This window comes from Arthrobacter sp. NQ4 (assembly GCF_029077345.1).
Taxonomy (GTDB): domain Bacteria; phylum Actinomycetota; class Actinomycetes; order Actinomycetales; family Micrococcaceae; genus Arthrobacter.
On record NZ_JARETC010000010.1, the window covers coordinates 116,906 to 143,168 of the forward strand.

The following is a 26,263-nucleotide window of genomic DNA, read 5'->3' on the forward strand; positions in this document are numbered from 1 at the left end:
CTCACCACGGGTCTCTGTATGTTTCACGTGAAACCGGCACAGCTCCGGCCAGCATAAGCTCTTCCCTCGAACGTCCGCGCCCCTTTGCCGAGCGAAAGTCCCCCAAAGCCGCGTCGTCTTCTCGAAGGATCGGCAAAGGCTGGGTACCAGCGGATACGCAGAGTAGACCAGCCGGAAACTACGAAAGCGCATTATGGGGCAGCGCACGCTGCCTCGCCGGGGGCGAGCGGCACGGCGAGACGGCTGGTAGTGGTAGAAGATACAGCATTCTGACGCCACTGAATGCGGGGACTCCTTCGATGTTGTGGCCGCATCAGCGCGGCTTATGGGCCGCCAGGGTGCTCATCCCGCTCATTCCCGTATGCAGTACGGATCAACAGGAGATGACAGGTGCAGCGCACCAGGAGATAGCGTATAAAGCCGGCTGTAGGCGCCAACTCACGGCATGAGCGACCCCAGACCATGTCCTGCCCGCGGAGTGGCGTGTACTTGGGCGATCACGACCCGTGCCTACAGCCGCTCAAGTCGGCGCCAAACGTCGCCGCTTCTCCTAGGCGACTGCAATGTCCGTTGTACAACACACTTTGCCCCCCACTACTGGGCAGCAAAAGGGCCCACAGTGTCGCTCTAGATACGGCAAACGCCTCGTATTTTGGGGTGCCAGCACCAGTACGGCTGGGTCAGACGACTTCGGTAGTTCTGGCCTACCAGGAGTTTCACGTGAAACGTAGACGCGGGCGTTGACGCGGTGAAACGCAATCCCCGCTGGGATCCTGCACGCTTGGTGGAACCGCAGAAACGCGGTCGGAGCCTTCATGAACCGCTCCCTGGCTGCGCAGCTTGCGGCGAAACAGTCCTCGACCAGAATTTCTTCAGACTCTCATTCCAAACTCTTCCGACGGGGAGCGCGCGGGCTGCTCCACGCCTACCGGCCATCCGAACCCGGTGCGCTGACCGCCGTGCCTGACGCAGTCTCCCTCTCCGACGCGGACAAGGTACAACGAAACCACAAGACGCCGGTAAGGGTCGCAGGTATGAGCATCTCCACCTAACAGCCGGCCGTTGGGTGGGCTGGATAAGCTCCTAGGCCACCTAAGACAAAAAAGGCCCGATTCACAAAGAATCGGGCCTTTCTCAGGGATTAGTTACTGGAACCCGGCGCCAGGACGTCCATGATCCGGTTCAAGTCCTCAACGCTGGCAAACTCGATACTGACCTTGCCTTTCCTGACGCCCAGCGAGATCTTGACGTTGGTGTCAAGACGGTCGGAGAGCGAGGATGCAAGATAGTCCAGCCGCTCGTGCCTCGCACCGGGGCGCGGAATGTTGTTCTTGGGAGGCTTGGCAGGATCCTGGTAGAGGGTCACTGCTTCCTCTGTTGCCCTGACGGACATCCCTTCCGCCACGATCTTCTGGGCCAGCCGTTCCATGGCTGCTGCATCCGGAAGCGACAGAAGGGCTCTGGCATGGCCTGCGGAAAGCACACCGGCGGCCACGCGGCGCTGCACCAGAGGGGGCAGCTTGAGGAGGCGAAGCGTATTGGACACCTGGGGCCGGGAACGGCCGATACGGTCGGCCAGCTGCTCGTGGGTGGTGCCGAAGTCCTCCAGGAGCTGCTGGTAAGCCGCCGCCTCTTCAAGGGGGTTCAGCTGGCTGCGGTGCAGGTTCTCGAGCAGGGCATCCCGCAAGAGGTCGTCATCCGTTGTGTCACGGATGATCGCGGGAATGGTTTCCAGCCCTGCTGCCTGCACAGCACGCCACCGGCGCTCACCCATGACGAGCTCATAGGGTTCGCTACCGTCTTCGGTTGAAGTACGGACAACAATTGGCTGCAGGACGCCGATTTCCCGCACGGAATGAACCAGCTCGGCCATGTCGTCTTCATCAAAGACGCTTCGGGGCTGTTTCCGGTTGGGATGGATATCAGCAACGGGGATTTCCGCGAAACGGGCGCCGGGAACCTCCACGAGTTCGACACCGGAGTCCGCTGGACTCGTTACCCCGGCAGCAGCAGATGCTTCCATTGAAGGGCCAGGTTCAGCGGCTGCCTTCACCTCAGGGTTGGGCACGGGCGCCTTTTTGGCGGGAGCCCTTTTCGTTGGAGCGGTAGCCGCAGCTGAAGCTGCCTCCGTCTTTCCGTCTTCACTGACCTTGGCCCCAGTGGACTTGGCAGCCGCCGGCCTGGCTGAGGACCGGTTGTCCGAACCCGCGGAATCCTTTGCCTGGGTCTTGGCAGCGGCGGGCGCGGCAGGCGTCGCCGATTGCTCCAACGGTTCAGTCTTCTTCCGACCCTCGGGGAAGAAGAGATCCACGGGCCGGGACACCGCCCCACCGTTACCGGAGGACCCATTGGCTGCGGCGGAACTAGGAATCAGCGCGCCAAGACCGCGGCCTAGGCCCCGTCGCTTCTCGCTCATGGGTAAATCCCTCCAGTGGTAGACCCAGGACCAGCCTGGCTCCGTGCGTTGCGGTATTGAAGATTCTAGCGTTCGGCTATTTCAGCAGCGGCTTCCAAGTAGGACAGTGCACCACTTGAGGAAGGGTCGTACGTCATGACGGTCTGCTGGTAGCTGGGGGCCTCGGAGATCCGCACGGACCGCGGCACGACGGCCGAGAGCACCTGCTCGGGGAAGTGCTGGCGCACCTCGGCGGCTACCTGTGCAGCGAGGTTTGTGCGGCCGTCGTACATGGTCAGCAGGATGGTGGAGACAACAAGATCTGCATTGAGGTGCTTCTGGATCATCTCAATGTTCTTGAGGAGCTGGCTGAGGCCTTCCAACGCGTAGTACTCGCACTGGATGGGGATCAGTACCTCGTTGGCCGCACAAAAAGCGTTGACGGTCAGCAGGCCCAGGCTCGGCGGGCAGTCGATGAAGACGTAGTCCAGGCGCTCTTCGCCGTTCTTCTCGCGCACCTTCGCGTAGACGTCGATGGCCCGCCGCAAACGCTGTTCGCGGGCCACGAGCGACACCAGTTCAATTTCCGCACCGGCAAGGTGGATGGTGGCCGGCGCACAGATGAGCTTTCCGATGTCCGGGCACGGGGCAACAACATCAGCCAGCGGGACGTCATTGATCAGGACGTCGTAGATGCTGTCCACGTCTGCGTGGTGTTCGATTCCCAAGGCAGTGGAAGCATTGCCCTGCGGATCGATATCGATGACCAGGACGTTGAGTCCGGCAGCAGCCAGCGCGGCGGCGATGTTCACGGTGGTGGTGGTTTTGCCCACTCCGCCCTTTTGGTTGGACACCGTGAAGATCCGGGTCTTTTCCGGGCGCGGAAGCTTTCGTCCCATCAGGCGCTCACGGCGCTTCGTCTCGTGGGCAAGCTCGCGGGCGATGGGGCTCGAGTCGTCAATGGCGTCAATGACGTTGGAACGACCGCCGGGGGTTGTTTCACGTGAAACCGCGCTAGCGGACGTGGGCGAGGCAACCGTCTTAGGGTGATTACCACCCCGACCCGGAGCCATGGCGGTGCCCGCCAGTCCTGACCCAGCGACAGAACGTGCCGACCCCAAGGACACAAACGGCGGGATCCGTTGTGCGGAGGCTTCACTACTGGTCACTGGGGCACACTCACTCTCGTTCAGCCAATTTTGCTGCCGTTGTCTAGCCTAACTGCTCGCACCTGCTGACAGCCGTCAGCGGGCCCGCGTTAGGACTTCTTTTGGGACTTGTTCACCACGATGCGGACCACCGTGGTGGGCTCTTCCAGCAGGTTGTCACCCACCGTCAGCACCGAGGTCTCCACACCACCCAGCTTCCGGATGGTCTTTGCCGCCTTCTCGATCTCTTCGCCGGCGCTGCGGCCCTTGATGGCCACCACTTCACCGCGCCCTCCCAACAGGGGGATGGTAAGGCCAGCGAGGTTTGTCAATGCCGATACGGCCCGGGCGGTCACAACGTCGGCCTCCACGTGACCCACGGCCAGCTCGGCCCGGGTACGCATCACCGTGACATTGTCCAGGCCGAGGTCATCAACCACTTCCTGGAGCCAGATCACCCGGCGCTCCAGCGGTTCGATGAGGGTCAGCTCAAGGTCGGGACGCGCGATCGCAAGGCAAATGCCAGGCAGTCCTGCGCCGCTTCCGACGTCGGCCACATGGCTCCCGTGGGCGATCTCGCTTTCAATGACCGCGCAATTGAGCACGTGGCGGCTCCACAGCCTGGGAACCTCGCGCGGGCCGATCAGGCCCCGTTCCGTCCCGGACGTAGCGAGGTGCTCAACGTACCGCTTGGCCAGCTCGAGGCGGTCGCCGAAGATCTTCTCAGCAGCGCGAAGCTCTGCTGCCGTGATGTCAACCATAACTATTGGGTCAGCATTCTCTAGTCTGCGGAAACAACAATGTGGCGTCCGGCGCCTTCGCCCTCGGACTCGCTGACCAGGCCGAGATCGGCAACGGCGTCGTGCACGATCTTGCGTTCGTAGGCGCTCATCGGCTCAAGGGCCACCGACTTGCCGGTTTCCTTCACGGAAGCCGCGGCCTCTTCGGCGATCTTCTGCAAATGCCCGGTACGTTCCTGCCGGTAGCCGTTGATGTCCAGGACAAGCCGCGAACGGTTCTCCGTTGCGGACAGCACTGCCAGGCGGGTGAGCTCCTGCAAAGCTTCCAGGACTTCACCGTCCTCGCCAACCAGGCCTTCCAGCCCCTCGGCCTCATCCTCGGCGACGATGGAGATGTAGGTCCGTCCGTTGCGGACCTCGATGTCGATGTCGCCGTCGATGTCGGCAATGTCCAGCAGCTCTTCCAGGTAATCGGCAGCCACGTCGCCCTCTTCTTCGAGGCGACTTGCGGTGGAGCCCTTGGGGGACGAACCATCCTGGCCCACGGACACGTCCTGATCTTCGATTTCTTCAGTAAAGGCGTGTTCGGTGCTCTCAGCTGACATTACTTCTTCTTCCTGTTCTTGCGCTGGGGCTGGACGCGCTGCGCCTTGATCTCAACTGCGGCCGCCGCTGCGGCGTCCGCTGCTTCATCCCGCTTCCCGCTGAGGACGGACAGGGCCGGCAGGCCCTTGGCGGCACGGCGTTCGGCGAGGGCCTTGGCTGCGGGGGATCCCGGCGTCGGCATGCGGCGGATGACGAAGAACTGCTGGCCCATGGTCCAAAGGTTGGTGGTGGTCCAGTAGATCAGCACACCGATGGGGAAGTTGATGCCACCCACGCCGAAGACGAGAGGCAGGATATACAGCATCATCTTCTGCTGGCGCATGAACGGGCTGGCCATGGCTTCTTCAGACATGTTCTTGGCCATGATCTGCTTCTGGGTGATGAACTGCGAGGCCGTCATGGCAATGATCATCACGATGGAGAGCACCACGACGGCGACCTGGCCGCTGCCGCCCCCGCCGTGCAGCAGGGAAGCGGACAGCGGAGCACCAAAAATGCTTGACGCATCGAACTCGACTACCTGCTCGTGGCTCATGGCCCCGATGCCGGCGCCCTGGTCCTTGGCGGCGGAAATACCGGAGAGCACCTGGAACAGGGCAAAGAAGAACGGCATCTGGATCAGCATGGGCAGGCACGCCGAGAACGGGTTGGTCCCGTGCTTCTTGTACATGGCCATCTGTTCCTGGGCCATCGCCTGGCGGGACAGCTGGTCAGTCTTGCCCTTGTACTTGTCCTGGAGCTTCTTCAGGTCCGGCTGCAGCAACTGCATGCCGCGCTGGGCCTTGATCTGCTTGACGAATACCGGGATCAGTGCGGCACGGATCACCAGCACCAGTCCGATGATGGACAGTGTCCACGTCCAGCCGTTCGCGGCGGGCATCCCGATGGCGCTCAGGCCATCGTGGAATCCAATCATGATGATGGAAACCAGCCACTTGAACGGGGCCATGATTGTTCCAAAGAAGTCCATACTTATCCCTATTCGTCAGGCCGCACTGCGGCCTTCTTCATCAGTCCGAGCAACCAGGTACCTGTCCGGATTGTTCAGCACAACAATTGTGGGGGTCTGGCCTGGAGGCCATTCCCGGCCGCCGGCGGGGACGTGGTCCACTCCACCGGCGTTCCATGGGTGGCAGTGGCCAAGCCGGCGCGCGGCAAGCCAGCTTCCCTTGACCGCGCCGTGGACGGTGACCGCTTCAAGGGCATAGGCCGAGCATGAAGGGAAGAACCGGCAGACCGGACCGTACAAGGGAGAAACCACCTTGCGGTAGGCCATCAGCAGAAGGATGAGGATGTTCCGGGGCAGGTTCCAGAGGAACTTCCCGACGGCGGCAAACACTGTGCGGAGACGGGCGACGACGGCGGTGGCGTTAGGCACGCGGTGTCCCCTCCTGTGTTGTACCGGCTGAACCCCTGGCAGCAGCCCGCGAAGGGCGGCCGGCCAGCCGGTGCAGCGTAGATTCCAGTGCAGCGTTGTAGTCCGACAGCAGCTGGTCCCAGCTGGCGGAAGCGGACGCAGGAAGCGCCCGCACCACGATAGCGAGTCCTGTGCCGTGCTCGCGCAACGAGGCAGCACCCGCTTCTCTCAGTCTCCTCTTAACGAGGTTCCTGACCACAGCGTTCCCTACACTCTTGGAAACAATGAACCCGATCCGGCTGGGTTCGTCGGCAGCAATGGCTGCCGCATATAACACTACGTTCCGGCGCCCATTGCGGACACCGGAACGTACAGTTGTTGAAAAATCAGTTGAGGTCCTCAGGCGGTTGCGGGTGGCCAGCACCTTAAACTCGCAAAGGGATGTCTACCGATAAGCCAGTTATTTAGGCCGACAGTTCGGTGCGGCCCTTGCCACGACGGGCTGCCAGGATGGCACGGCCGGCACGGGTACGCATACGAAGGCGGAAGCCGTGCTTCTTGGCTCGACGGCGGTTATTCGGCTGAAAAGTCCGCTTGCTCACGTTAGTTACTCCAGTGGATCAAAGGTGCGCCCACCCGATCAGTAATGGGGAAGAACTGGCCGACGCTAAGTTTTGTATATGCACGCTTCCCCCGGCTGCTCCAGGCGCGTTGCGCTTGGATGTTCAGATGGGGCCAAAAAGCGGACACAAAGGACTTCACAACGTTAGGGCAATCTGCAAGCCCGAGTCAAACCGGGGCGGCCCATCACGGCTGTCCCCAGCTGTTCCTAACTATCCCCAACAGCCTGTGGATGAAGTGGCTCACAGGGGTGCTTCCGGAACCACAACCGTGTAATTATCCACAGCCGGATAGCCAGCTATCTTCTAGGCTTTTCATCCCCTAGAGTGTCCCAGTAGCCGATTATCCACGGACTGTGCATAACCCTGTGGATTAAGCTGGGCCAGCACCCTGGTTCCGGACTTGGGGCTGCAGGCAATGCAGGCATAGCAAGTTTTGAGGGAACCGATTGATGACAGTAGACGAAGCCAACCACGCCAATACTGTCGGAAGTTCCTGGCGCCGGGTTGTCAGCCTGCTGGAACAGGACCACCGCGTAACACCGCGCCAGCGTGGCTTTGTCATCCTCGCCCAGGCGCAGGGCCTCATTGGTTCCACGCTCCTGGTCGCCGTACCCAACGAACTCACCCGCGAGGTGCTCCAGACCCAGGTCAAGGAAGCCCTCGACGATGCACTGCACAATGTCTTCTCCGAAGACATCCGCTGCGCCATCGATGTGGACACCGATCTGGTCCCCCTCCACGAGGAACCCGAACCCATCGTCGAGCCGGCTTTCGCACCGGACCAGGTCATCGAGCAGAAACCGCAGCCCATGCTGCCCAGCACCTCGCACGAATTCGGCCGGCTGAACCCCAAGTACGTCTTTGACACCTTCGTGATTGGTTCCTCGAACCGTTTCGCCCACGCTGCCGCCGTTGCTGTTGCCGAAGCACCTGCCAAGGCATACAACCCGCTCTTCATCTATGGTGACTCCGGTCTGGGCAAGACCCACCTCCTGCACGCCATCGGCCACTACGCCCGGCGCCTGTACAGCGGGATCCGCGTCCGATACGTAAATTCCGAAGAGTTCACCAACGACTTCATTAACTCCATCCGTGATGATGAGGGCACGAGCTTCAAGACGACCTACCGCAATGTGGACGTCCTGCTGATCGATGACATCCAGTTCCTGGCCGGCAAGGACCGGACGCTGGAGGAGTTCTTCCACACCTTCAATGCCCTGCACAACAACAACAAGCAGGTGGTCATCACCTCGGACCAGCCGCCCAAGCTGCTGGCCGGCTTCGAGGACCGCATGAAGTCGCGTTTTGAGTGGGGCCTGCTGACGGACATCCAGCCGCCGGAACTTGAGACCCGAATCGCCATCCTCCGCAAGAAGGCGCTCAGCGAGGGCCTGTCGGCGCCGGATGATGCCCTCGAGTACATCGCATCCAAGATCTCCAGCAACATCCGCGAGCTTGAAGGTGCACTGATCAGGGTGACGGCGTTCGCCAGCCTGAACCGCCAGCCGGTGGACGTGGCCCTTGCCGAGATGGTCCTGAAGGACCTGATTACCGACGACGGCGCCCAGGAGATCACGTCCGCCCAGATCCTCCAGCAGACAGCTGACTACTTCAAGCTCAGCATGGAGGAACTCTGCAGCAAATCCCGGACCCGGACGCTGGTGACCGCACGCCAGATCGCCATGTACCTCTGCCGGGAGCTGACGGACATGTCACTTCCCAAGATCGGCCAGGAACTCGGCGGCCGCGACCACACCACCGTCATCCATGCCGACCGGAAGATCCGCGAGCTGATGGCGGAGCGCCGTGTGATCTACAACCAGGTGACCGAGCTGACCAACCGGATCAAGCAGCAACAGCGCGACTCCTGAATCCACACCGCGCCCGGCACTCTATACCTTATTAACAGGGGCATGTGGATAAGCCTGTGGATACTTAAGGGGACAAGCGCGGTTAATGGGCTTAAAACCCTTAAGCCGTCTGTGGATCGTTAAAAATGGCCCTTTGCGTTGTCCCCATCCACACCCTGTTTAAAACCCACTTAACGCACAGCGGGTGAACAGGGCTTAAGCGCGGAACCACGCGGCAGGACCGGGTTATCCACAGTTTCCACAGCAGTTATTAACACTACTAATCCCAAAAAATTGAAATCCCTCAAACAACAAGAACGATCCGCGCATCCGACACAGGGGGCCTGCCGGCCCCCGGCGGACTGGACCGGACCCTGGGGGATGGGTTAATCCCCGATCTTCCGGCTAAGCTGTCAGCAGCGCTCCCATCCCTGGGTTTTCGTGTGGTTTCCGTTTTCGCGGACCATGCACCAGCCGGGGTGCGCCCAACTTCTTCCGGAGTTTCCTGCGAAATTCCCGGGTTTCACATGGCAGCAGCAATGAAAGGCGGCACCCTTCCGTGAAGTTCAGAGTCGATCGGGACGTCCTGGCAGAAGCCGTCACCTGGACAGCCCGGTCGTTGTCTCCGCGGCCGCCCGTGCCCGTCCTCTCCGGCCTGCTTTTGAAAGCTGAAGCGGGAACCGTCAGCCTTTCGAGCTTCGACTACGAGACGTCGGCACGGCTCGAAATCACCGCAGACATCAGGGATGAAGGCACCATCCTGGTATCCGGCCGGCTGCTCGCGGACATCTGCCGCAGCCTGCCTTCTGCTCCCGTGGACGTGGAAACCGACGGCAACAAGGTCACGCTCACCTGCCGTCGAAGCAGCTTCCATCTCGCGACCATGCCCGAAGCCGAATACCCACCCCTGCCATCCCTGCCGGCCATCAGCGGAACCGTCCCGGGAGATGCTTTTGCCCAGGCCGTCTCACAGGTCATCATCGCGGCAAGCAAGGACGACACTCTCCCCATCCTCACGGGTGTGCGGATGGAGATCGAGGACGATCTGATCACGCTGCTGGCCACCGACCGTTACCGGCTCGCCATGCGCGAAGTTCCGTGGAAGCCGGTCACGCCAGGCATCTCCACCAGCGCCTTGGTCAAGGCCAAAACCCTCAACGAGGTAGCCAAAACGCTTGGTAACAGCGGCGACATCAACCTCGCCCTGTCCGACGACGACAGCCGGCTCATCGGCTTCGAAAGCGGCGGCCGCACCACCACGTCACTGCTGGTGGACGGGGACTACCCCAAGATCCGCTCTCTGTTCCCCGAGTCCACCCCCATCCACGCCACCGTCCAGACCCAGGAGCTCGTTGAAGCTGTCCGCCGTGTATCCCTCGTGGCAGAGCGCAACACTCCGGTCAGGCTTGCCTTCACCGCGGGGCTGCTGAATCTCGATGCCGGCACCGGTGAGGACGCCCAGGCATCGGAAGAACTCGAAGCCCAGCTGTCCGGTGATGACATCACGGTCGCTTTCAACCCGCATTACCTGATCGAGGGACTCAGCGTCATCGAGACCAAGTTTGTCCGGTTCTCCTTCACCACAGCTCCCAAGCCCGCCATGATCACTGCCCAGGCGGACGCAGACGGCGAAGACCAGGATGACTACCGCTACCTGGTGATGCCGGTCCGGCTTCCCAACTAGTTCCCATCGGCTCCCAGCCTTCGCAAGCTCAGGCCGGGCCCCTCGCCGATGGGGCCCTACCCACCGCCAACCCCGTTCCTCCCACTTAGCGCAGAAAAGAGTTCCACTCATGCACATTGGACTGATCGGCCTCGGCAAAATGGGGTTCAACATGCGTGAGCGCCTGCGCAAGGGAGGACTGGAAGTAACCGGTTACGACCGGAACCCGGACGTTACTGATGCTGCCAGCGTCGATGAGCTGATCGCCGCCGTACCGGCGCCCCGGATCATCTGGGTGATGGTGCCCTCAGGCCCCATCACGGACGCCGTCATCACTGAACTCAGCGAAAAGCTGGAAACCGGCGACCTCGTCATTGACGGCGGCAACTCCCGGTTCACCGAGGACCAGAAGCACGGCGAACTCCTCGCCGCCAAGGGAATCCGCTTCGCGGACTGCGGCGTGTCCGGCGGAGTCTGGGGCCTGCAGAACGGCTACGGACTCATGGCCGGCGGCGACGCCGCCGACATCGAACGTGCCCTGCCCGTCTTCGATGCGTTGCGTCCTGAAGGTGAAAGGGCGGACAGCTTTGTCCACGTCGGCGGCATCGGGGCAGGCCACTACGCCAAGATGGTCCACAACGGAATCGAATACGGCCTCATGCAGGCCTACGCCGAAGGCTACGAACTGCTCGCCGCCAAGGACATCGTCACCGACCTCCCCGGCACGTTCAGGGCATGGCAAAAGGGAACGGTAGTCCGTTCATGGCTCCTTGACCTCATGGTGAAGGCCCTTGACGAAGATCCCGGTTTGGCCTCCATTGACGACTACGTGGAGGATTCCGGCGAAGGCCGGTGGACCGTGGAGGAAGCCATCGCCAACGCGGTCCCCGCCCCGGCCATCACCGCCGCGCTGTTCGCCCGGTTCGCATCCCGGGAAGACACCTCGCCCGCCATGAAGATGGTTTCCGCGCTGCGCCACCAATTCGGCGGCCACGCAACCCGCCCCGCCAAGTAGCACCCACCGGGGACCAGCAGAGTTCCCAGAATTGCCGAAAACCGCGTGTATCTGGAACACCTTTCCCTGACCGACTTCCGCAGTTACGCCCAGGTTGACCTCACCCTGGGACCGGGCGTCACCGTCCTGGTGGGTTACAACGGCATCGGCAAGACCAACCTGATGGAGGCCATCGGGTACCTGGCCACGCTCAGTTCCCACCGGGTCAGCTCGGACGCGCCCCTGCTCAGGTTCGGGACGGAACGTGCACTGGTCCGCGCGCGGCTGGTCCGGGGCACGCAGACCACAGTCCTTGAGCTGGAGATCAACGCCGGCCGCGCCAACCGGGGACGCATCAACCGCAGCAACCCGGTCCGGGCCCGCGACATACTCGGCATCTGCCAGACAGTCCTGTTTGCCCCCGAGGACCTGGCACTGGTCAAGGGGGATCCATCAAACCGGCGCCGCTTCCTGGACGAGCTGCTGGCAAGCCTTATCCCGCACCACGCTGCCACCCGCAGCGACTATGACCGGGTCTTGAAACAACGCAACGCCCTGCTCAAATCAGCCCGCGCCGGCAGGTTCACCACAGCACACGAATCCACCCTGGACGTGTGGGACCAGCACATGGCCCGGGCGGGCGCGGAGTTGCTGCACGCGCGCCTGGAACTGGTTGAACGGCTCCGCCCGCACCTTGCCCGGGCCTATGCCCAACTCACGGACGCGTCCAAACCGGCGGATGCCACCTACCGGTCAACGCTCCAAAGCCAGATGGACGACGACGGCGTCCCGGCGGGAAGCGCGCAGCGCTCCGCAGCAGGAGGTACTGCAGACGGCCAGGATGATCTCCGGCTTCTCTCCGTGGAACAGCTCACCGAACGCTACGTGCAGGCATTCGCTGAATCCCGCAAGAAAGAACTGGAACGGGGCATATCCCTGGTTGGCCCGCACCGCGACGAACTGGAGCTCATGCTCGGGCAGGCGCCCGCCAAGGGATACGCGTCGCATGGTGAGACCTGGTCCATGTGCCTGTCCCTCCGGCTGGCCTCGTACTACGTGATGCTTGACGACGCCCGGACCGGAGGTTCTGCTCCCATCCTCATCCTGGACGACGTCTTTGCCGAACTGGACGTCCAGCGGCGGCGTAAACTGGCGGCAATAGTCTCCGGCGCGGAACAGGTCCTGGTGACCGCCGCCGTCGACGCCGATATTCCGGAAGAACTGTCCGGGCGGCGGGTGAAGGTCATCCCGGGAGGTATCGATGAGCAGTGACCAGGGCGGCGGGCTCCAGCCCGGCCGCGAGCCTGACGACATCGATGCGCCGCAGGCGGCGCTGAACCGGATGCGGGAAGCCGCGGCAGCGCGCGGCGAAGTCCGGCGGAAAGTTGCACGGCCCGGTTCCGCAAAGGCTAAAGGCAGCATCCGGGACACCCGCGGCTTCAGCCAGTTCCACGCCACCGGCCGGGACCCGTTGGGCCTGGGGAAGGTAGTAGGACGGCTGGTGGCGGAGCGGGGCTGGACCTCACCTGTGGCTGTCGGCTCGGTCATGGCGGAGTGGTCCACGCTGGTGGGGCCCGAAATCTCCGCCCACTGCACCCCGGAAAGCTTCACCGACACCACCCTGCACGTGCGGTGTGATTCCACTGCCTGGGCCACCCAACTCCGTCTCCTGAGCAGCAGCCTGCTCGACAAATTCCGCCGTGAACTGGGAGACGGGGTGGTCACCAGCATCCAGGTGCTGGGACCCTCCGCACCAAGCTGGCGCAAGGGCGGACGCAGTGTCAACGGCCGTGGTCCGCGGGACACGTACGGATAGGTCAGGACGGCAGCTCTTGAAACTGCGCGCAACGGCGTGTAGGGCGCTGTAAGGACCGCAGCGCGTATAGGCACCCGGAGGGCGTACCGCTGGGCCGCCCTAGGCGCGGCCAAGAGCCTCGCACAGCCATATTCAGTGGCGCTGAAGGCCCCGGAATGCGGGGATATGTCCTGGTTCACGGTAGAATTGATGCAGATAACTGGGCGCGGATGAAACGTTGACTTCAGTCCGTTCTGCGCGCGCTCTCCGCGCGCGGGGCGCGGACCACCAACCGTCAGCAGGTCACCGGCGCCATAAGTTTGTGCCTGTTGGCGGGTGGCTTTTCCCTGGGAAAGGCACCGGCCGGCCATCATCGAGAACAGAGGAGTCGCAGCGCCTGTGGCTAACGACAATACAGATATTCTGGCAGCAGATACAGCAGTCGAGGATGGCCGCACCCCTGATACTCCACCCGCGTCAGCCACTCCAAGGGAATACGGCGCCAGCGACATCACCGTGCTGGAGGGCCTTGAAGCTGTCCGCAAGCGTCCGGGCATGTACATCGGCTCCACCGGACCCCGTGGCCTGCACCACCTGGTCTACGAAGTGGTGGACAACTCGGTGGATGAGGCGCTGGCCGGTTACTGCAGCCATATCGAGATCGTCCTGCAGGCCGATGGCGGCGTGAAAGTGGTCGATGACGGCCGCGGCATTCCGGTGGATATGCACCCCACGGAACACAAACCCACCGTCGAGGTGGTCATGACCATCCTGCACGCCGGCGGCAAGTTCGGCGGCGGCGGATACGCCGTTTCCGGTGGCCTGCACGGCGTGGGCATCTCGGTGGTCAACGCACTCTCCAGCCGCGTGGATACCGAAGTGCGCCGCCAGGGGCACGTGTGGCGGATGTCCTTCGCTGACGGCGGCAAGCCGCAGGGCAGCCTGGTCCAGGGCGAAGAGACAGACGCCACCGGCACCACCCAGACCTTCTACCCGGACCCGGCGATCTTCGAAACCACCGAGTTCGACTTCGAAACGCTGCGCGCCCGCTTCCAGCAGATGGCCTTCCTCAACAAGGGACTGCGGATCACCCTGACGGATGAGCGCGCACCAGCCGGGGACGACGCCGACGGCGACCTGGACCTTGACGACCTCAGCACCGAGGGTGAAGTCAGCGCCGAACACCGCACCGTGGTGTACCAGTACAACGAAGGCCTGCTGGACTACGTCAGGCACCTGAACTCGGGCAAGAAGGTTGAGGTGGTCCACGAGGACGTCATCGCCTTTGAAACCGAGGACACCGAGCGCAAGATCGCCCTGGAAATGGCCATGCAGTGGACCAGCGCCTATTCCGAAAGCGTCCACACCTACGCCAACACCATCAACACCCATGAGGGTGGCACGCACGAAGAAGGCTTCCGCGCTGCCATGACCTCCCTTATCAACCGGTATGCCCGCGAAAAAGGCATTATCAAGGAGAAGGACGACAACCTCACGGGCGACGACATCCGCGAGGGCCTCACCGCCGTCATCTCGGTCAAGCTGGCCGAGCCCCAGTTCGAGGGCCAGACCAAGACCAAGCTCGGCAACTCCGAGGTCAAGGGCTTCGTCCAGCGTGTGGTCACCGACGGGCTGGGCGACTGGCTGGAGCGCAACCCCGGCCCCGCCCGCGACGTGATCCGCAAAGCGATTTCCGCCGCGCAGGCCAGGATGGCTGCGCGCAAGGCCCGCGACAATGCCCGGCGCAAGAGCCCGCTGGAGTCCTTTGGCATGCCCGGCAAGCTTTCGGACTGCTCCTCAAAGGACCCGGAAAAGTGCGAGGTCTACATCGTGGAGGGTGACTCGGCCGGTGGTTCCGCCAAGCGCGGCCGCAACCCCGAGACCCAGGCCATCCTTCCCCTCCGCGGCAAGATCCTCAACGTGGAGCGCGCACGCCTGGACAAGGCCCTGGGCAACGCAGAAGTGCAGTCCATGATCACTGCCTTCGGTACCGGCATCGGCGAGGACTTCGACCTGGCCAAGCTGCGGTACCACAAGATCGTGCTCATGGCAGATGCCGACGTGGACGGCCAGCACATCACTACGCTGCTGATGACCCTGCTGTTCCGTTACATGCGGCCCCTGATCGAGAACGGCTACGTGTACCTGGCCCAGCCCCCGCTGTACCGGATCAAGTGGTCCAACGCCCCGCATGACTACGTGTACAGCGACCGGGAACGCGACGCCAAGCTCGTGTCGGGCCAGGCCGCCGGGCGCCGCATCCCCAAGGACAACGGCATCCAGCGCTACAAGGGCCTTGGCGAGATGGACTACACCGAGCTGTGGGACACCACCATGGACCCCGACCACCGCACCCTGCTGCAGGTGACCATGGACGACGCCCTGGCTGCCGACCAGATCTTCTCCGTCCTCATGGGCGAAGACGTCGAATCCCGCCGCAACTTCATCCAGCAGAACGCCAAGGACGTCCGGTTCCTGGACATCTAAGGATCCGCTCCAAAGTATTCGGAACCAGACATATACCTGAAACGGAAAATAACTAATGAGCGACGAAATCCCCGAGAACTCCGCCCCTGAGGGCGGAACTCCGGACACCGTTCTTGAAGGCGACGTGCTGATCGACCGCGTGGAACAGGTGGACCTGCAGACGGAAATGCAGCGGTCCTACCTGGACTACGCCATGGCCGTCATCGTGGGCCGTGCCCTTCCCGACGTCCGCGATGGCCTCAAGCCGGTGCACCGCCGCGTGCTGTACGCGATGTTCGACGGCGGTTACCGCCCCGACCGGTCCTTCAACAAGTGCGCCCGCGTGGTGGGCGAGGTCATGGGCCAGTACCACCCCCACGGCGACACCGCGATCTACGACGCCCTGGTGCGCCTCATCCAGGACTGGACCATGCGCTACCCGCTGGCGCTGGGGCAGGGAAACTTCGGATCCCCCGGCAACGACGGCGCTGCCGCACCGCGGTATACCGAAACCAAGATGGCGCCGCTGGCCATGGAAATGGTCCGGGACATCGACGAGGAGACCGTCGATTTCCAGGACAACTATGACGGCAAAAACCAGGAACCCACCATCCTGCCGGCCAGGTTCCCCAACCTGCTGGTCAACGGTTCTTCAGGTATCGCCGTGGGCATGGCTACCAACATCCCGCCGCACAACCTCCGGGAAGTAGCCGACGGCGTGCAGTGGTACCTCTCCAACCCGGGTGCCACGCGCGAGGAACTCCTCGAGGAATTGCTGGTGCGGGTCAAGGGCCCGGATTTCCCCACCGGAGCCACCATCCTTGGCCACAAGGGCATCGAAGACGCCTACCGCACCGGCCGCGGATCGGTCACTATGCGCGCAGTAGTTGCCGTGGAGGAACTGCAGGGCCGCACGTGCCTGGTGGTCACCGAACTTCCGTACCAGGCCAACCCGGACAACCTGGCCATCAAGATCGCCGAACTGGTCAAGGACGGCAAGATCCAGGGCATTGCCGACCTCCGGGATGAGACGTCCGGACGCACCGGCCAGCGCCTGGTGATCGTGCTGAAGCGTGACGCCGTGCCCAAGGTGGTGCTGAACAACCTCTACAAGCACACCGAGCTGCAGAGCAACTTCTCCGCCAACATGCTGGCCATCGTGGACGGCGTGCCCCGGACACTGAGCCTTGATGCGTTCATCCGCCACTGGGTCACGCACCAGATGGACGTTATCGCCCGCCGCACCCGGTACCGCCTGCGCAAGGCGGAGGAAGAAGCCCACATCCTTCGGGCCCTCCTCAAGGCGCTGGACATGCTGGACGAGGTCATTGCCCTCATCCGCGCTTCCAGCACCACCGAGGCCGCACGGGACGGGCTGATGGAGCTGCTGGACATTGATGAGCTGCAGGCCCGGGCCATCCTGGACATGCAGCTGCGCCGCCTGGCCGCCCTGGAACGCCAGCGGATCCAGGAGAAGCACGCAGAACTCGAAGCCCTGATCACCGAATACAAGGAAATCCTGGGGTCGGAGCAGCGCCAGCGCGAGATCATCAGCACTGAGCTGGGCGAGATCGTGGACAAGCACGGCGATGACCGGCGCACCAGGATCCTCATGGGCTACGACGGCGACATGTCCATGGAGGACCTCATCCCCGAAGAGGAGATGGTGGTCACCATCACCCGCGGCGGCTACGTCAAGCGCACCCGCAGCGACAACTACCGGTCGCAGCAGCGCGGCGGCAAGGGCATCAAGGGGGCCCAGCTGCGTGGTGACGATGTGGTGGAGCACTTCTTCGTCACCACCACCCACCACTGGCTGCTGTTCTTCACCAACCTGGGCCGGGTCTACCGCGCCAAGGCGTACGAGCTGATGGAAGCGGGCAGGGACGCCAAGGGCCAGCACGTTGCCAACCTGATGGCATTCCAGCCCGACGAACACATCGCCCAGGTGCTGGACCTCAAGGACTACCAGCAGGCGCCGTACCTGGTGCTCGCCACCAAGAGGGGCCTGGTGAAGAAGACCAGGCTGGAGGACTACGACACGAACCGTTCGGCAGGCGTGATCGCGATCAACCTGCGTGACGGCGACGAACTGGTCTCCGCCCAGCTTGTCTCGGAAACCGACGACCTGTTCCTGGTGTCCCGCAAGGGCCAGTCCATCCGCTTCACCGCCACCGATGACGCACTGCGCCCCATGGGACGTGCCACATCCGGCGTTACCGGCATGAAGTTCCGCGAGGACGACGAACTGCTGGCCGCGGACGTGGTCACCGACGGTTCGTTCGTGTTCATCGTGACCGAAGGTGGGTACGCCAAGCGCACGGCGGTGGAGGAATACCGCCTGCAGGGCCGTGGCGGACTGGGTATCAAGGTCGGCAAATACCAGGAAGAGCGCGGCCACCTCGTGGGTGCACTGATCGTCCAGGAAGAAGATGAAGTCCTGGTGGTCATGGAAGGCGGCAAGGTTGTCCGTTCCTCCGTTGCCGGGGTTCCTGCCAAGGGCCGCGACACCATGGGCGTCATCTTCGCCAAACCGGACAAGAATGACCGGATTATCGAGGTGGCGCGCAACAGCGAACGCGGTCTTGAGGACGAGGAATCCGCCGGGGATGACGTAACGTTGGCTGAAGATGGCGGGACCGCTGGGGAATCCGCCGCGCCAGCAATGGCAGAAGAATCACCGGCCGTTGAGTCAGAGGACGCCTCGGGCGACGCTGAGCCGAACGAAGACAACACGGAGGTAACGAGTGAGTAATTCCGACTCATTTCCCAAGCCGAACAGTACTGTTCCCGACGGGAACCGGCCTTCAGCGGCACCCCGCGTGAACGCCCCCGTTCGTCCGCAGCAGCGCCCCGCTGCGCCGGCCGGCGCTCCGGGCCAGCGCCCCGCCGTCCCTGGCCAGCGGCCGCAGCAGGGCGACCGCCCCGTGCAGCCCGGCCAGCGCCCCTTCCAGGGCCAGCCCGGACAGCGTCCTGCACAGGGCGCCTCCAGCCAGGGAACCCCTGGCCTGGTGAAGCCGGCGCCGAAGGCAAAGGTCCGCCGGGCCCGGCTCCTGATCAGCAAGGTGGACCCGTGGTCCGTCCTGAAGATGGCATTCCTGCTGTCCGTGGCACTGGGGATCGTGACTGTGGTGGCCGCCATTGTCCTGTGGACAGTCCTGGACCTCACCGGGATCTTTGACCAGGTGGACAGCCTGCTCGGCACGCTCGCCGGCTCGGAAAGCGGCGGCTTTGAGCTGAAGAAGGTGGCTTCGCTGGGCCAGGTTGCGTCGTTCGCCACCATCATTGCCGTGGTCAACGTGGTCCTGCTGACGGCACTGTCCATGCTTTCCGCTGTCCTCTACAACATCTCCGCCACCCTGGTGGGTGGCATTGGCGTGACCCTCACCGACGATTAGGAAGCCATTTTCGCCGGGCCCGCACCGGTGAAAAGGCCCGATTTGAGATCGGGCCGGGGTGTGCTGTAAAGTCATGTCTCGGCCCGATGAGGGATTGAGGGCGTATAGCTCAGGCGGTTAGAGCGCTTCGCTGATAACGAAGAGGTCCCAGGTTCAAGTCCTGGTACGCCCACGGAACCTGTGCAGGTTTCAGACGGAGGTTTGGTCCGGAGTTATCCGGTACCGGATCGGAACGGGGAGCATGTGAAAAAGTTGCTTGTACTGGCAGCGGCAATCGCAGGCTTCCTGGTCTACCGGAAAGCACAGGAATCCGAAGCCCGGAAAACAGTCTGGAGCAAGTCAACCGATACGGTGGACTAGGCCGGACACCCGCTCCGGGAGCCTGTCAAGGGCTCCCTGGTTCTAGGGTATGATGGACGGGTTGCTTCTTATGGGGGCATGGCGCAATTGGTAGCGCACCTGCTTTGCAAGCAGGGGGTTCGGGGTTCGAGTCCCCGTGCCTCCACCATAAGGAAGTCCCGGTCAGCGGAAACGCCGGCCGGGACTTTTTGTTTTCCATCTGCGCAAGGAACCAGAACCAAGGGGGCTGCATTGAACTTCTTCTTCGCGGCCCTGGGAGTCCTGGGCGTTGCATCATCCGGGCCCTTGATCGCGGCCACGCTCGGCGCCACAAGTGTCAGCGCCCTTGCCATCGCCTTCTGGCGCAACGCCATCGGCGCGGCCGTCATGGCCTCCCCCACCCTGGTCCGGGAACCCGGCCAGTTCCGCAGGATCAGCCGCAGCGAGTTCCGCTGGTCGATGCTGGCAGCCGTCGCGCTTGCCCTGCACTTCGCCTGCTTCATCACATCCCTTCAGCTGACATCCGTAGCAGCCGCCACCGCCCTGGTCTGCCTGCAGTCAGCCTGGATTGCCGTCTTCCAGCTCTTCCGCGGCATCCGCCACCGCTGGCAGGTCCTGGCGGGGCTGGGAATCGCCTTTGGCGGGGTCGTGGCGATCACCGGCTTCGACATGGGCTCTTCCCCGCAGGCCCTCACGGGAGACCTGCTGGCGATGGCTGGCGGCGCCCTTGCCGGCCTTTACACGCTCGCGGGTGGCAAGGCACGGCAGAGTATGACAACAGGAACCTACACCACGCTCTGCTACGGAATGTGCGCCGCCCTCGTGGCCGCCCTGGCCCTGTTCGTGGGCCAGCCCCTGGCGGGGTTTGAGCTCGGCGGGTGGCTGGGCATCGCAGCAATCACCGTCTGTGCCCAACTGGTGGGCCACACCGCCTTCAACCACCTGCTGGCCACCATGAGCCCCCTCATCGTCTCCATGATCATCCTCCTGGAAATCCCGGGGGCAGCGCTGTTGGCAGCCGTGTTCCTGCACGAGACGCTGCCCGCAGGCACTTACGCCGGGCTCGGCCTGATCCTGGCGGGACTCGCCGTCGTGGTCCTCGGTCAAAGGAACAGCAGGGGCCAGGGGAATGGCAGCCGGGGCAGCCGTGGAACGGCACCCCAGGAGGAACCGCCGTCGGACCGCCTGGCCGGGCTGGGAACTGACTGAGCCCTACTGACCGCCGCGGCGGACCGGCTGGGCCGTGTTAACGGTGTGGATGGCCCTGAGGAGCTTGGCCGGAAAGTACACCGAGAAGAAAACCACCATGGGGGCCTTCAGCGCCATCTTCCTGACGTTGTGGGCTTTGTAGGTCCGGTCGAACCGGGTGACGTAGTAGCGGTAGTCCCGCGGTGAATCCTCAAGCCGCCGCGCGGACATCCCGGACACCATCTGCGGCCAGTAGCGCACCGGCAGTTCATGGTCGGCCAGGTGCAGGGACAGGTCGATGTCCTCGTGCATCTCGTCCTTCTCGTCCCGGCAGGTCTCGGAACGGATGGTCTCCCAGGCCGTGGCCCGCAGGGCCATGTTGGAGCCGAACAGGAAATGGTACTGGTGCTTGGCCAGCTTCAGCATGAGCTGGCGCATCTTGTCGTCCGCCTTGAGTCCGAACCGGCGCATCGGCATGTCGTAGTAGACCACCGGGCCGGTGGCAGCCTGGACCGACTGGTCAGCGAAGGCCTTCTGCACCTGTTCAACCCAGTCGGGTTCGACAATGGAATCAGCGTCAATCCGCCCCAGGATGTCCCCGGTGGCACTGTCCAGCCCGAAGTTCCTGGTGGGGATGAGTCCCTGTTCCCGGTCCTGGCTCAGGAGGATGATGGGGCTTTCCGGATACTCGAGCTGCATCTGGCGCACAATGTCAGCGGTCCGGTCCTTCGAAAGGTTGTCCACCACGATGATCTCGTGGGCGGGAACGGACTGGTAGATCGCAGCTATCAGGCACTGCCTGATCACGCTCTCCTCGTTGTACGCCGGGATGACGACTGACACGCGGAGCTGTACGGCTGCGTCGTTCACGGCATCCCCAGAGGATCGATTGGCTGACATCACTTCAAATCTAGCATCCGCGAAAGATGCCTCCGCGGACGGGAAGAGACACAAAAAGGGGCCCCGCCGTCAAACGGAGCCCCCTTGTGTGAAGGGCGAAGATCAGGCCTGGCTGCTGCCCTTGTCTTCATCGGCAACCGTCTTGGCGCCGCCTTCGGTGTCGTCGGCAACGTGCTTGGCCTTGTCGGCGGCATCGGCTGACTTATCAGCGACCGTCCCAGCTGCGTCCCCGGCCTTGTCCGCGGCAGCACCGGCCGCGGATGCGGCTGCGGAAGTGCCCGTGTCGGCGGCGTCGGCAGTGGTTGCCTTGACGTCGCTGACGGTAGTGGCCGGAACGGGTGCCGGGGTGGGGGTGACCGGCGACGGGGTCTTCCAGGGGTCCTCGACCGGCTTGGATGCCTTCCAAGCGGCAACGCCCGCTGCAACCGCTGCGGCCACCACACCGAAGATCAGCCAGCCACGCTTCTTGGGCTTCTCCGGCTGGGCAAGCTGCACGTCCATTGCGCGGCTTGCCCCTGCCGCGGCTGCCTTCAGCTGCGTGCCGGTGGCCTGGGCCTGCTCCTGGAGGGCGTGGATGATTCCCACGTCCCCAAGCTTCTGCGCCACTGCGTCAACCCGTGCCGGGGTGTTTTCCAGGGTGCGGTGAACGGCGCCGGACGCCACGCCAATCTGGTCCGAGAGCTTGGGCAGGTACTCCACCACTACCCGGTCCCGGGCGTTCAGGACCACCGGGGTGGCCTTGTCCAGGGCCTCGTGCAGCCTGGGCGATGCGCCTTCAACCACGTCATTGATCTTCGGGGCCAGGTGGGCCAATCCGTCCTGGATCCGGGGAGTCACTGTGGCAACGCCGTCGGCCAGGCTGTGGGCCGCCGTCTTCAGGCCTTCCTGGATCTTGGGAGATGCGCTGTCCAGGCCCTGCTGCAGCCGGGGAACAGCCCAGTCCACGGCAGCTTCCACCCGGGGGGCCGCCCAATCCTTGGCGTTTTCCACCGCACTGGTGACCGACTGCTCAAGGTCACGGGCAATACGATCCGATTTCTTCACAACTACCTCCCGATTAATGTGACGGTTCTGTCGCTAGCCTACGTGCCCAGATCACCACGGGCTATTCACTCTGCGGATTTTAGGGGGATTTCACCCAGCGCGGAACTGCCCCCGCAGCCGTGGCTGCCCAGAACCGGCATGGGAGAATCAACCTATGACTGCCATCGCAACTGCAAAAGCAACCATCCACACCAGCCTCGGCGACATCGTGGTTAACCTCTTCGGCAACCACGCGCCCAAGACGGTCAAGAACTTCGTGGGCCTTTCCACCGGCGAGCAGGCCTGGACCCACCCGGAAACCGGCGAGGACAAGACCGGCACGCCGCTTTACAACGGAACCATCTTCCACCGCATCATCAAGGACTTCATGATCCAGGCCGGCGATCCCCTGGGCCGTGGAACCGGTGGCCCCGGCTACCGCTTTGACGACGAGATCCACCCTGAACTGAGCTTCAACCAGCCCTACAAGCTGGCCATGGCCAACGCCGGCATCCAGATGGGCAAGGGCACCAACGGTTCACAGTTCTTCATCACCACCATTCCCACGGACTGGCTCCAGGGCAAGCACACCATCTTCGGTGAAGTGGCTGACGAGGAGTCCAAGAAGGTCGTAGACGCCATCGAGGGTGTCCGCACCGGCATGGGTGACCGCCCGGTCGAGGACGTCACCATCAACAGCATCGACATCGAACAGCTGTAACGCCCCACCATGAGTTACGGAATTCCGTCGGCTGAGCCGTCCGCCCAGGTTCCGGTATGCCCCCGGCACCCGGACCGGCCGTCCTATGTGCGCTGCCAGCGCTGCGGGCGCCCCGCCTGCCCGGACTGCCAGCGGGCGGCCGCCGTCGGATTCCAATGCGTTGACTGCGTCAACGAGACACGACGTACGACGCCGGAAGTACGGAGCGTCTACGGCGGTGCCGTTGCCACTGGCAAACCTTTGGTGACGTACGGCATCATTGCAGCCTGCGTTGTGGTCTACGCACTGCAGATGCTGATTCCCGGGGACTGGGTATACAAACAGTTCGCGTATAACAACATCTTTGCCGCCCCTCAGTACGGCGCATTTGAGCCGTGGCGGATGGTGACCTCGGCCTTCCTCCATTCCCCGGATTCGCTGCTGCACATTCTCCTGAACATGTATACGCTGTGGATTTTCGGCCAGGCCCTGGAGCCCATCCTTGGCCGCGTCCGCTTCCTGGCGCTGTACCTTATCTCCGCCTTTGGTGGTTCAGTGGGCTACCTGCTGATGAACCCCGTGCTGGTGCCAGGGCAGGGCCTGGTGGGGCTGGTGGGCGCCTCCGGTGCCATTTTCGGCCTCTTCGGCGCCATGCTGCTGGTCCAACGGCAGCGCGGCGGGGACACACGGCAACTGTGGGTCCTGATTGCCATCAACGGCGTCATCGGCTTCCTGATTCCGCATATCGCCTGGCAGGCCCACCTGGGCGGGCTCATCACCGGCGGCCTCTGCGCCGCGGTTCTTGCCTACACGCCCCGGGGACGCCGTCAGGGCCTGCTCCAGGCATTGGGGCTGGCCGCCGTTTTTGCGCTGCTTGTGGCCGCGAGCTGGGTCCGCGTGACGCTTTAGCCGCCACAGGCCCGCAATCAGCCGGGATGCCCCCGTCACCGTTGGTGACGGGGGCATTCGTGTTTTCCACAGCGCTTTTCCACAGTGTTGGTAACTTACATAGCTGTAGTTCAGGTGCTGGATCGGCCCGTCCCGGCCCTTGGCGGCTTATGCCGGGGCAACAGCCGGGCGCTTCTCCACAGTTGTGGATAACCTGTGGGGATATTGCTGTGCGTAAGTGGATAAGAGGCACTTTCCGGGCCCCTCTGTGGAAAAACCGGCCCGTGGGATGCCCGCCGGACCGCTCTGCCGGCGTTGGCGGCGGGTTATCGACATCGGTATCCACACTGTTAATAAGTCACAATGCTGTTGTTCGGAGTCCCGCGCGACCCGCAGCAGTAAGGGCAGGGGCGGCCTGGGGCACCGATTTCCACGCGGTTTCCCACAGCTGTGGATAACTTGTGGGTATCGCATTGTTGGTAAGTGGATAAACACCAGAGGGTCGCGCTCTGGCCGCCTGCCTATGATGGTTGCCTGCCAAGCCGCCCAACCGACAAGGACATCCGTGACTGCCACCGAGCACCTGTATCTGGATAAACAGCATCCGGCCCTGTGGAGGGCGATCAGCGGCCTGGGCCTGAAGGTGCAGGAAGCGGCAGAAGAGGCTGGGATCGGGAGGGGCCTGTTGGAACTGCTCAACGTGCGGATTTCCCAGATCAATGGCTGCGCCTATTGCCTGGATCTCCACGTGCGGAAGGCCGGCGAGGAGGGAGAAAGTGCGCAGCGGCTGGCGGTGTTGCCTGCCTGGCGTGAGACCGCCCTGTTCACGGACCAGGAGCGGGCCGCGCTGGCCTTGGTGGAAAGCATCACCGAACTCCCGGATGAGCGGTCACGGGAGCACGCGGAGGCTTACGCGCGGGAGCGGCTCAGCGCCGACGCGTTTTCGGCCGTGAGTTGGCTTGCCGTGACCATGAACGCATTTAACAGGGTGTCCATCACCAGCCACCACCCGGTCCGGCGGACACGCCCGTAGTCTCCAGCGCCGGCCCGTCGGGACGTGTCCCCTTCAGGCTCCTGAACTTATCCACAGGTATTCCACACTGTTAATAACCACATCTTCCCGGCGGGTTTTGGCGGAAGGGTGCTGCACAGGGATGCTGGCGCCTTCTACAGGACCCCTGGGGAAGGTTGTCCACAGTGTGGATAACCTTCCCAACAGTTGGGGATAACGGGCGGCGGTAGGGTCTTTAGGCCTGCATGGACCAAATTCCGGAGGAGCCGCGGCGGTGGCTGTCCAGCAGATGGGTGTCCACTATTCCCACGGCTTCCATCAAGGCGAACATGGTGGTGGGACCCACAAAGGAGAAGCCCCGTTTCCGGAGCGCCTTGGACAGGGCCACCGATTCCGCCGACTGCGTGGGGACATCGGCGGCCACCGCGGGCTCCGGGGTGCTGGCCGGGCGAAAGCTCCAAACAAAGTCCACCAGCCCGCCGTCGTTGCGAAGTTCCAGTGTGGCCTGTGCATTCTTGACCGCGGCAAGGATTTTGAGCCGGTTCCTGATGATTCCCGGATCCTGCATCAGCCGTTCCACGTCCTCGCCGCTGAACAAGGCCACCTGTTCGGGGTCGAAGCCGGCAAAGGCGGCACGGAAGGCAGGGCGCTTGCGCAGGATGGTGGCCCAGGAAAGACCTGCCTGGAAGCCCTCCAGGCAGATGCGCTCGTACATGCCCTGCTCGTCAGTGACGGGCAGTCCCCATTCCTGGTCGTAATAGTCGCGCATGAGCGGATCCGTGGCGGCCCAGGCAGGACGGGCCAGGCCATCCTCGCCAACGATCACTCCGCTGGAATCGGGAGCCAGTGTGGTTCTCCTTGGAACAGTTCCGCGGCGGGCGCTATGAGCGCCAGCGGGTGGTCATCAGGAACCCGACGATGGCGATGCCGAAGCCTGCCACGATGTTCCAGGATTGCCAGGCCTGGACCGGGAAGCGTCCCTCGCTGATGTAGAAGGTGATGATCCAGAAGAGGCCGATGATCATGAGGCCGAACATGACCGGCTTGAACCACACGGGGTTGGGCTTGTACGCCTGCGGGGATGCCGGCTGGGCGGTGCTGGCGGTCTTCCTGCGAGGCTTTGACTCGGGCACTGGCTCTCCTTGGCGGGCTGGGCAAGCTCGGCGGCCCGGGCTTGG

Annotated in this window: 24 protein-coding genes, 2 tRNA genes and 1 pseudogene; 15 read left to right on the forward strand and 12 right to left on the reverse strand. The window is 63.4% G+C overall.

The features are described from left to right. Positions 1-1,141 precede the first annotated feature (1,141 nt). The 8 genes from PUN51_RS16135 to rpmH form a co-directional block, all read right to left on the reverse strand. The gene (locus PUN51_RS16135) at positions 1,142-2,416 is read right to left on the reverse strand and encodes a ParB/RepB/Spo0J family partition protein (RefSeq protein WP_275181736.1); all 1,275 of its coding nucleotides are present in this window, start codon (positions 2,414-2,416) and stop codon (positions 1,142-1,144) included. Between the two features lie 65 nt (positions 2,417-2,481). Beyond that, positions 2,482-3,564 (reverse strand): ParA family protein, encoded by a 1,083-nt coding sequence (locus PUN51_RS16140; RefSeq protein ID WP_224023937.1) that lies wholly within the window; start codon positions 3,562-3,564, stop codon positions 2,482-2,484. Between the two features lie 89 nt (positions 3,565-3,653). Beyond that, positions 3,654-4,304: a 16S rRNA (guanine(527)-N(7))-methyltransferase RsmG gene (rsmG, locus tag PUN51_RS16145; RefSeq protein WP_275181738.1), complete on the reverse strand. Its 651-nt coding sequence runs from the start codon at positions 4,302-4,304 to the stop codon at positions 3,654-3,656. 20 nt (positions 4,305-4,324) lie between these two features. Continuing rightward, a complete protein-coding gene (locus PUN51_RS16150) occupies positions 4,325-4,888 on the reverse strand; it encodes a Jag family protein (protein ID WP_159629392.1) in 564 nt (187 codons plus the stop codon). Next, positions 4,888-5,859 (reverse strand): membrane protein insertase YidC, encoded by a 972-nt coding sequence (gene yidC, locus PUN51_RS16155; RefSeq protein WP_159629390.1) that lies wholly within the window; start codon positions 5,857-5,859, stop codon positions 4,888-4,890. The genes PUN51_RS16150 and yidC overlap by 1 nt, the downstream gene beginning before the upstream one ends. Before the next feature lie 15 nt (positions 5,860-5,874). Continuing rightward, a complete protein-coding gene (gene yidD, locus PUN51_RS16160; protein WP_201302365.1) occupies positions 5,875-6,267 on the reverse strand; it encodes a membrane protein insertion efficiency factor YidD in 393 nt (130 codons plus the stop codon). Further along, positions 6,260-6,670, reverse strand: a complete 411-nt coding sequence (gene rnpA, locus PUN51_RS16165) for a ribonuclease P protein component (protein ID WP_275181739.1) — start codon at positions 6,668-6,670, stop codon at positions 6,260-6,262. Before rnpA ends, yidD begins: the two co-directional genes overlap by 8 nt. 40 nt (positions 6,671-6,710) lie before the next feature. Next, positions 6,711-6,848 carry a 50S ribosomal protein L34 gene (rpmH, locus tag PUN51_RS16170; RefSeq protein WP_003800212.1) on the reverse strand — a complete coding sequence of 46 codons (138 nt, stop codon included), beginning with the start codon at positions 6,846-6,848 and terminating at the stop codon, positions 6,711-6,713. 470 nt (positions 6,849-7,318) lie between these two features. Here rpmH and dnaA point away from each other — a divergent pair, with 470 nt between their 5' ends. The 12 genes and pseudogenes from dnaA (at position 7,319) to PUN51_RS16230 (ending at position 20,583) form a co-directional block, all read left to right on the forward strand. Then, entirely contained in the window at positions 7,319-8,740 is a 1,422-nt protein-coding gene (gene dnaA / locus PUN51_RS16175) for a chromosomal replication initiator protein DnaA (RefSeq protein WP_224023945.1), read from the forward strand. Between the two features lie 538 nt (positions 8,741-9,278). After that, positions 9,279-10,403, forward strand: coding sequence for a DNA polymerase III subunit beta (dnaN, locus tag PUN51_RS16180; protein WP_214945168.1), 1,125 nt, complete (start codon positions 9,279-9,281; stop codon positions 10,401-10,403). A gap of 85 nt (positions 10,404-10,488) precedes the next feature. Continuing rightward, positions 10,489-11,397, forward strand: a pseudogene (gene gnd, locus PUN51_RS16185) (phosphogluconate dehydrogenase (NAD(+)-dependent, decarboxylating)); the annotation flags it as partial. Between the two features lie 45 nt (positions 11,398-11,442). Next, positions 11,443-12,648, forward strand: coding sequence for a DNA replication/repair protein RecF (gene recF, locus PUN51_RS16190; protein ID WP_275181751.1), 1,206 nt, complete (start codon positions 11,443-11,445; stop codon positions 12,646-12,648). Beyond that, positions 12,638-13,192: a DUF721 domain-containing protein gene (locus PUN51_RS16195; protein WP_224023953.1), complete on the forward strand. Its 555-nt coding sequence runs from the start codon at positions 12,638-12,640 to the stop codon at positions 13,190-13,192. Before recF ends, PUN51_RS16195 begins: the two co-directional genes overlap by 11 nt. A 378-nt stretch (positions 13,193-13,570) precedes the next feature. Further along, complete coding sequence (gene gyrB, locus PUN51_RS16200; protein ID WP_275181753.1) at positions 13,571-15,658, forward strand: DNA topoisomerase (ATP-hydrolyzing) subunit B; 2,088 nt, start codon at positions 13,571-13,573, stop codon at positions 15,656-15,658. 55 nt (positions 15,659-15,713) lie between these two features. Beyond that, positions 15,714-18,392, forward strand: coding sequence for a DNA gyrase subunit A (gene gyrA / locus PUN51_RS16205; RefSeq protein ID WP_141158797.1), 2,679 nt, complete (start codon positions 15,714-15,716; stop codon positions 18,390-18,392). Next, positions 18,385-19,035 carry a DUF3566 domain-containing protein gene (locus tag PUN51_RS16210; protein WP_275181754.1) on the forward strand — a complete coding sequence of 217 codons (651 nt, stop codon included), beginning with the start codon at positions 18,385-18,387 and terminating at the stop codon, positions 19,033-19,035. The genes gyrA and PUN51_RS16210 overlap by 8 nt, the downstream gene beginning before the upstream one ends. Before the next feature lie 98 nt (positions 19,036-19,133). Next, a tRNA-Ile gene (locus PUN51_RS16215) sits at positions 19,134-19,207 on the forward strand. Between the two features lie 71 nt (positions 19,208-19,278). Beyond that, positions 19,279-19,395, forward strand: a complete 117-nt coding sequence (locus PUN51_RS16220; protein WP_210411329.1) for a DLW-39 family protein — start codon at positions 19,279-19,281, stop codon at positions 19,393-19,395. Positions 19,396-19,467: 72 nt separating this feature from the next. Next, positions 19,468-19,543, forward strand: a tRNA-Ala gene (locus PUN51_RS16225). A gap of 83 nt (positions 19,544-19,626) precedes the next feature. After that, complete coding sequence (locus tag PUN51_RS16230) at positions 19,627-20,583, forward strand: DMT family transporter (RefSeq protein ID WP_275181756.1); 957 nt, start codon at positions 19,627-19,629, stop codon at positions 20,581-20,583. A gap of 3 nt (positions 20,584-20,586) precedes the next feature. On the opposite strand, the gene PUN51_RS16235 is transcribed toward PUN51_RS16230, so the two are convergent. Both PUN51_RS16235 and PUN51_RS16240 read right to left on the reverse strand, forming a co-directional pair. Further along, positions 20,587-21,462 carry a glycosyltransferase gene (locus PUN51_RS16235; protein ID WP_275181758.1) on the reverse strand — a complete coding sequence of 292 codons (876 nt, stop codon included), beginning with the start codon at positions 21,460-21,462 and terminating at the stop codon, positions 20,587-20,589. A gap of 102 nt (positions 21,463-21,564) precedes the next feature. Continuing rightward, positions 21,565-22,506 carry a hypothetical protein gene (locus tag PUN51_RS16240; protein ID WP_275181759.1) on the reverse strand — a complete coding sequence of 314 codons (942 nt, stop codon included), beginning with the start codon at positions 22,504-22,506 and terminating at the stop codon, positions 21,565-21,567. A gap of 154 nt (positions 22,507-22,660) precedes the next feature. Here PUN51_RS16240 and PUN51_RS16245 point away from each other — a divergent pair, with 154 nt between their 5' ends. The 3 genes from PUN51_RS16245 (at position 22,661) to PUN51_RS16255 (ending at position 25,106) form a co-directional block, all read left to right on the forward strand. Then, entirely contained in the window at positions 22,661-23,206 is a 546-nt protein-coding gene (locus tag PUN51_RS16245; RefSeq protein ID WP_141158792.1) for a peptidylprolyl isomerase, read from the forward strand. 9 nt (positions 23,207-23,215) lie between these two features. Beyond that, on the forward strand, positions 23,216-24,094 hold the full coding sequence (locus PUN51_RS16250; protein WP_224023961.1) for a rhomboid family intramembrane serine protease: 879 nt from the start codon (positions 23,216-23,218) through the stop codon (positions 24,092-24,094). 544 nt (positions 24,095-24,638) lie between these two features. Further along, positions 24,639-25,106, forward strand: coding sequence for a carboxymuconolactone decarboxylase family protein (locus PUN51_RS16255; RefSeq protein ID WP_224023963.1), 468 nt, complete (start codon positions 24,639-24,641; stop codon positions 25,104-25,106). Between the two features lie 214 nt (positions 25,107-25,320). On the opposite strand, the gene PUN51_RS16260 is transcribed toward PUN51_RS16255, so the two are convergent. Both PUN51_RS16260 and PUN51_RS16265 read right to left on the reverse strand, forming a co-directional pair. Continuing rightward, positions 25,321-25,932, reverse strand: coding sequence for a DNA-3-methyladenine glycosylase I (locus PUN51_RS16260; RefSeq protein ID WP_275181787.1), 612 nt, complete (start codon positions 25,930-25,932; stop codon positions 25,321-25,323). A 34-nt stretch (positions 25,933-25,966) separates the two neighbouring features. Next, positions 25,967-26,218: a cell division protein CrgA gene (locus PUN51_RS16265; RefSeq protein WP_141158788.1), complete on the reverse strand. Its 252-nt coding sequence runs from the start codon at positions 26,216-26,218 to the stop codon at positions 25,967-25,969. Positions 26,219-26,263: the final 45 nt, after the last annotated feature.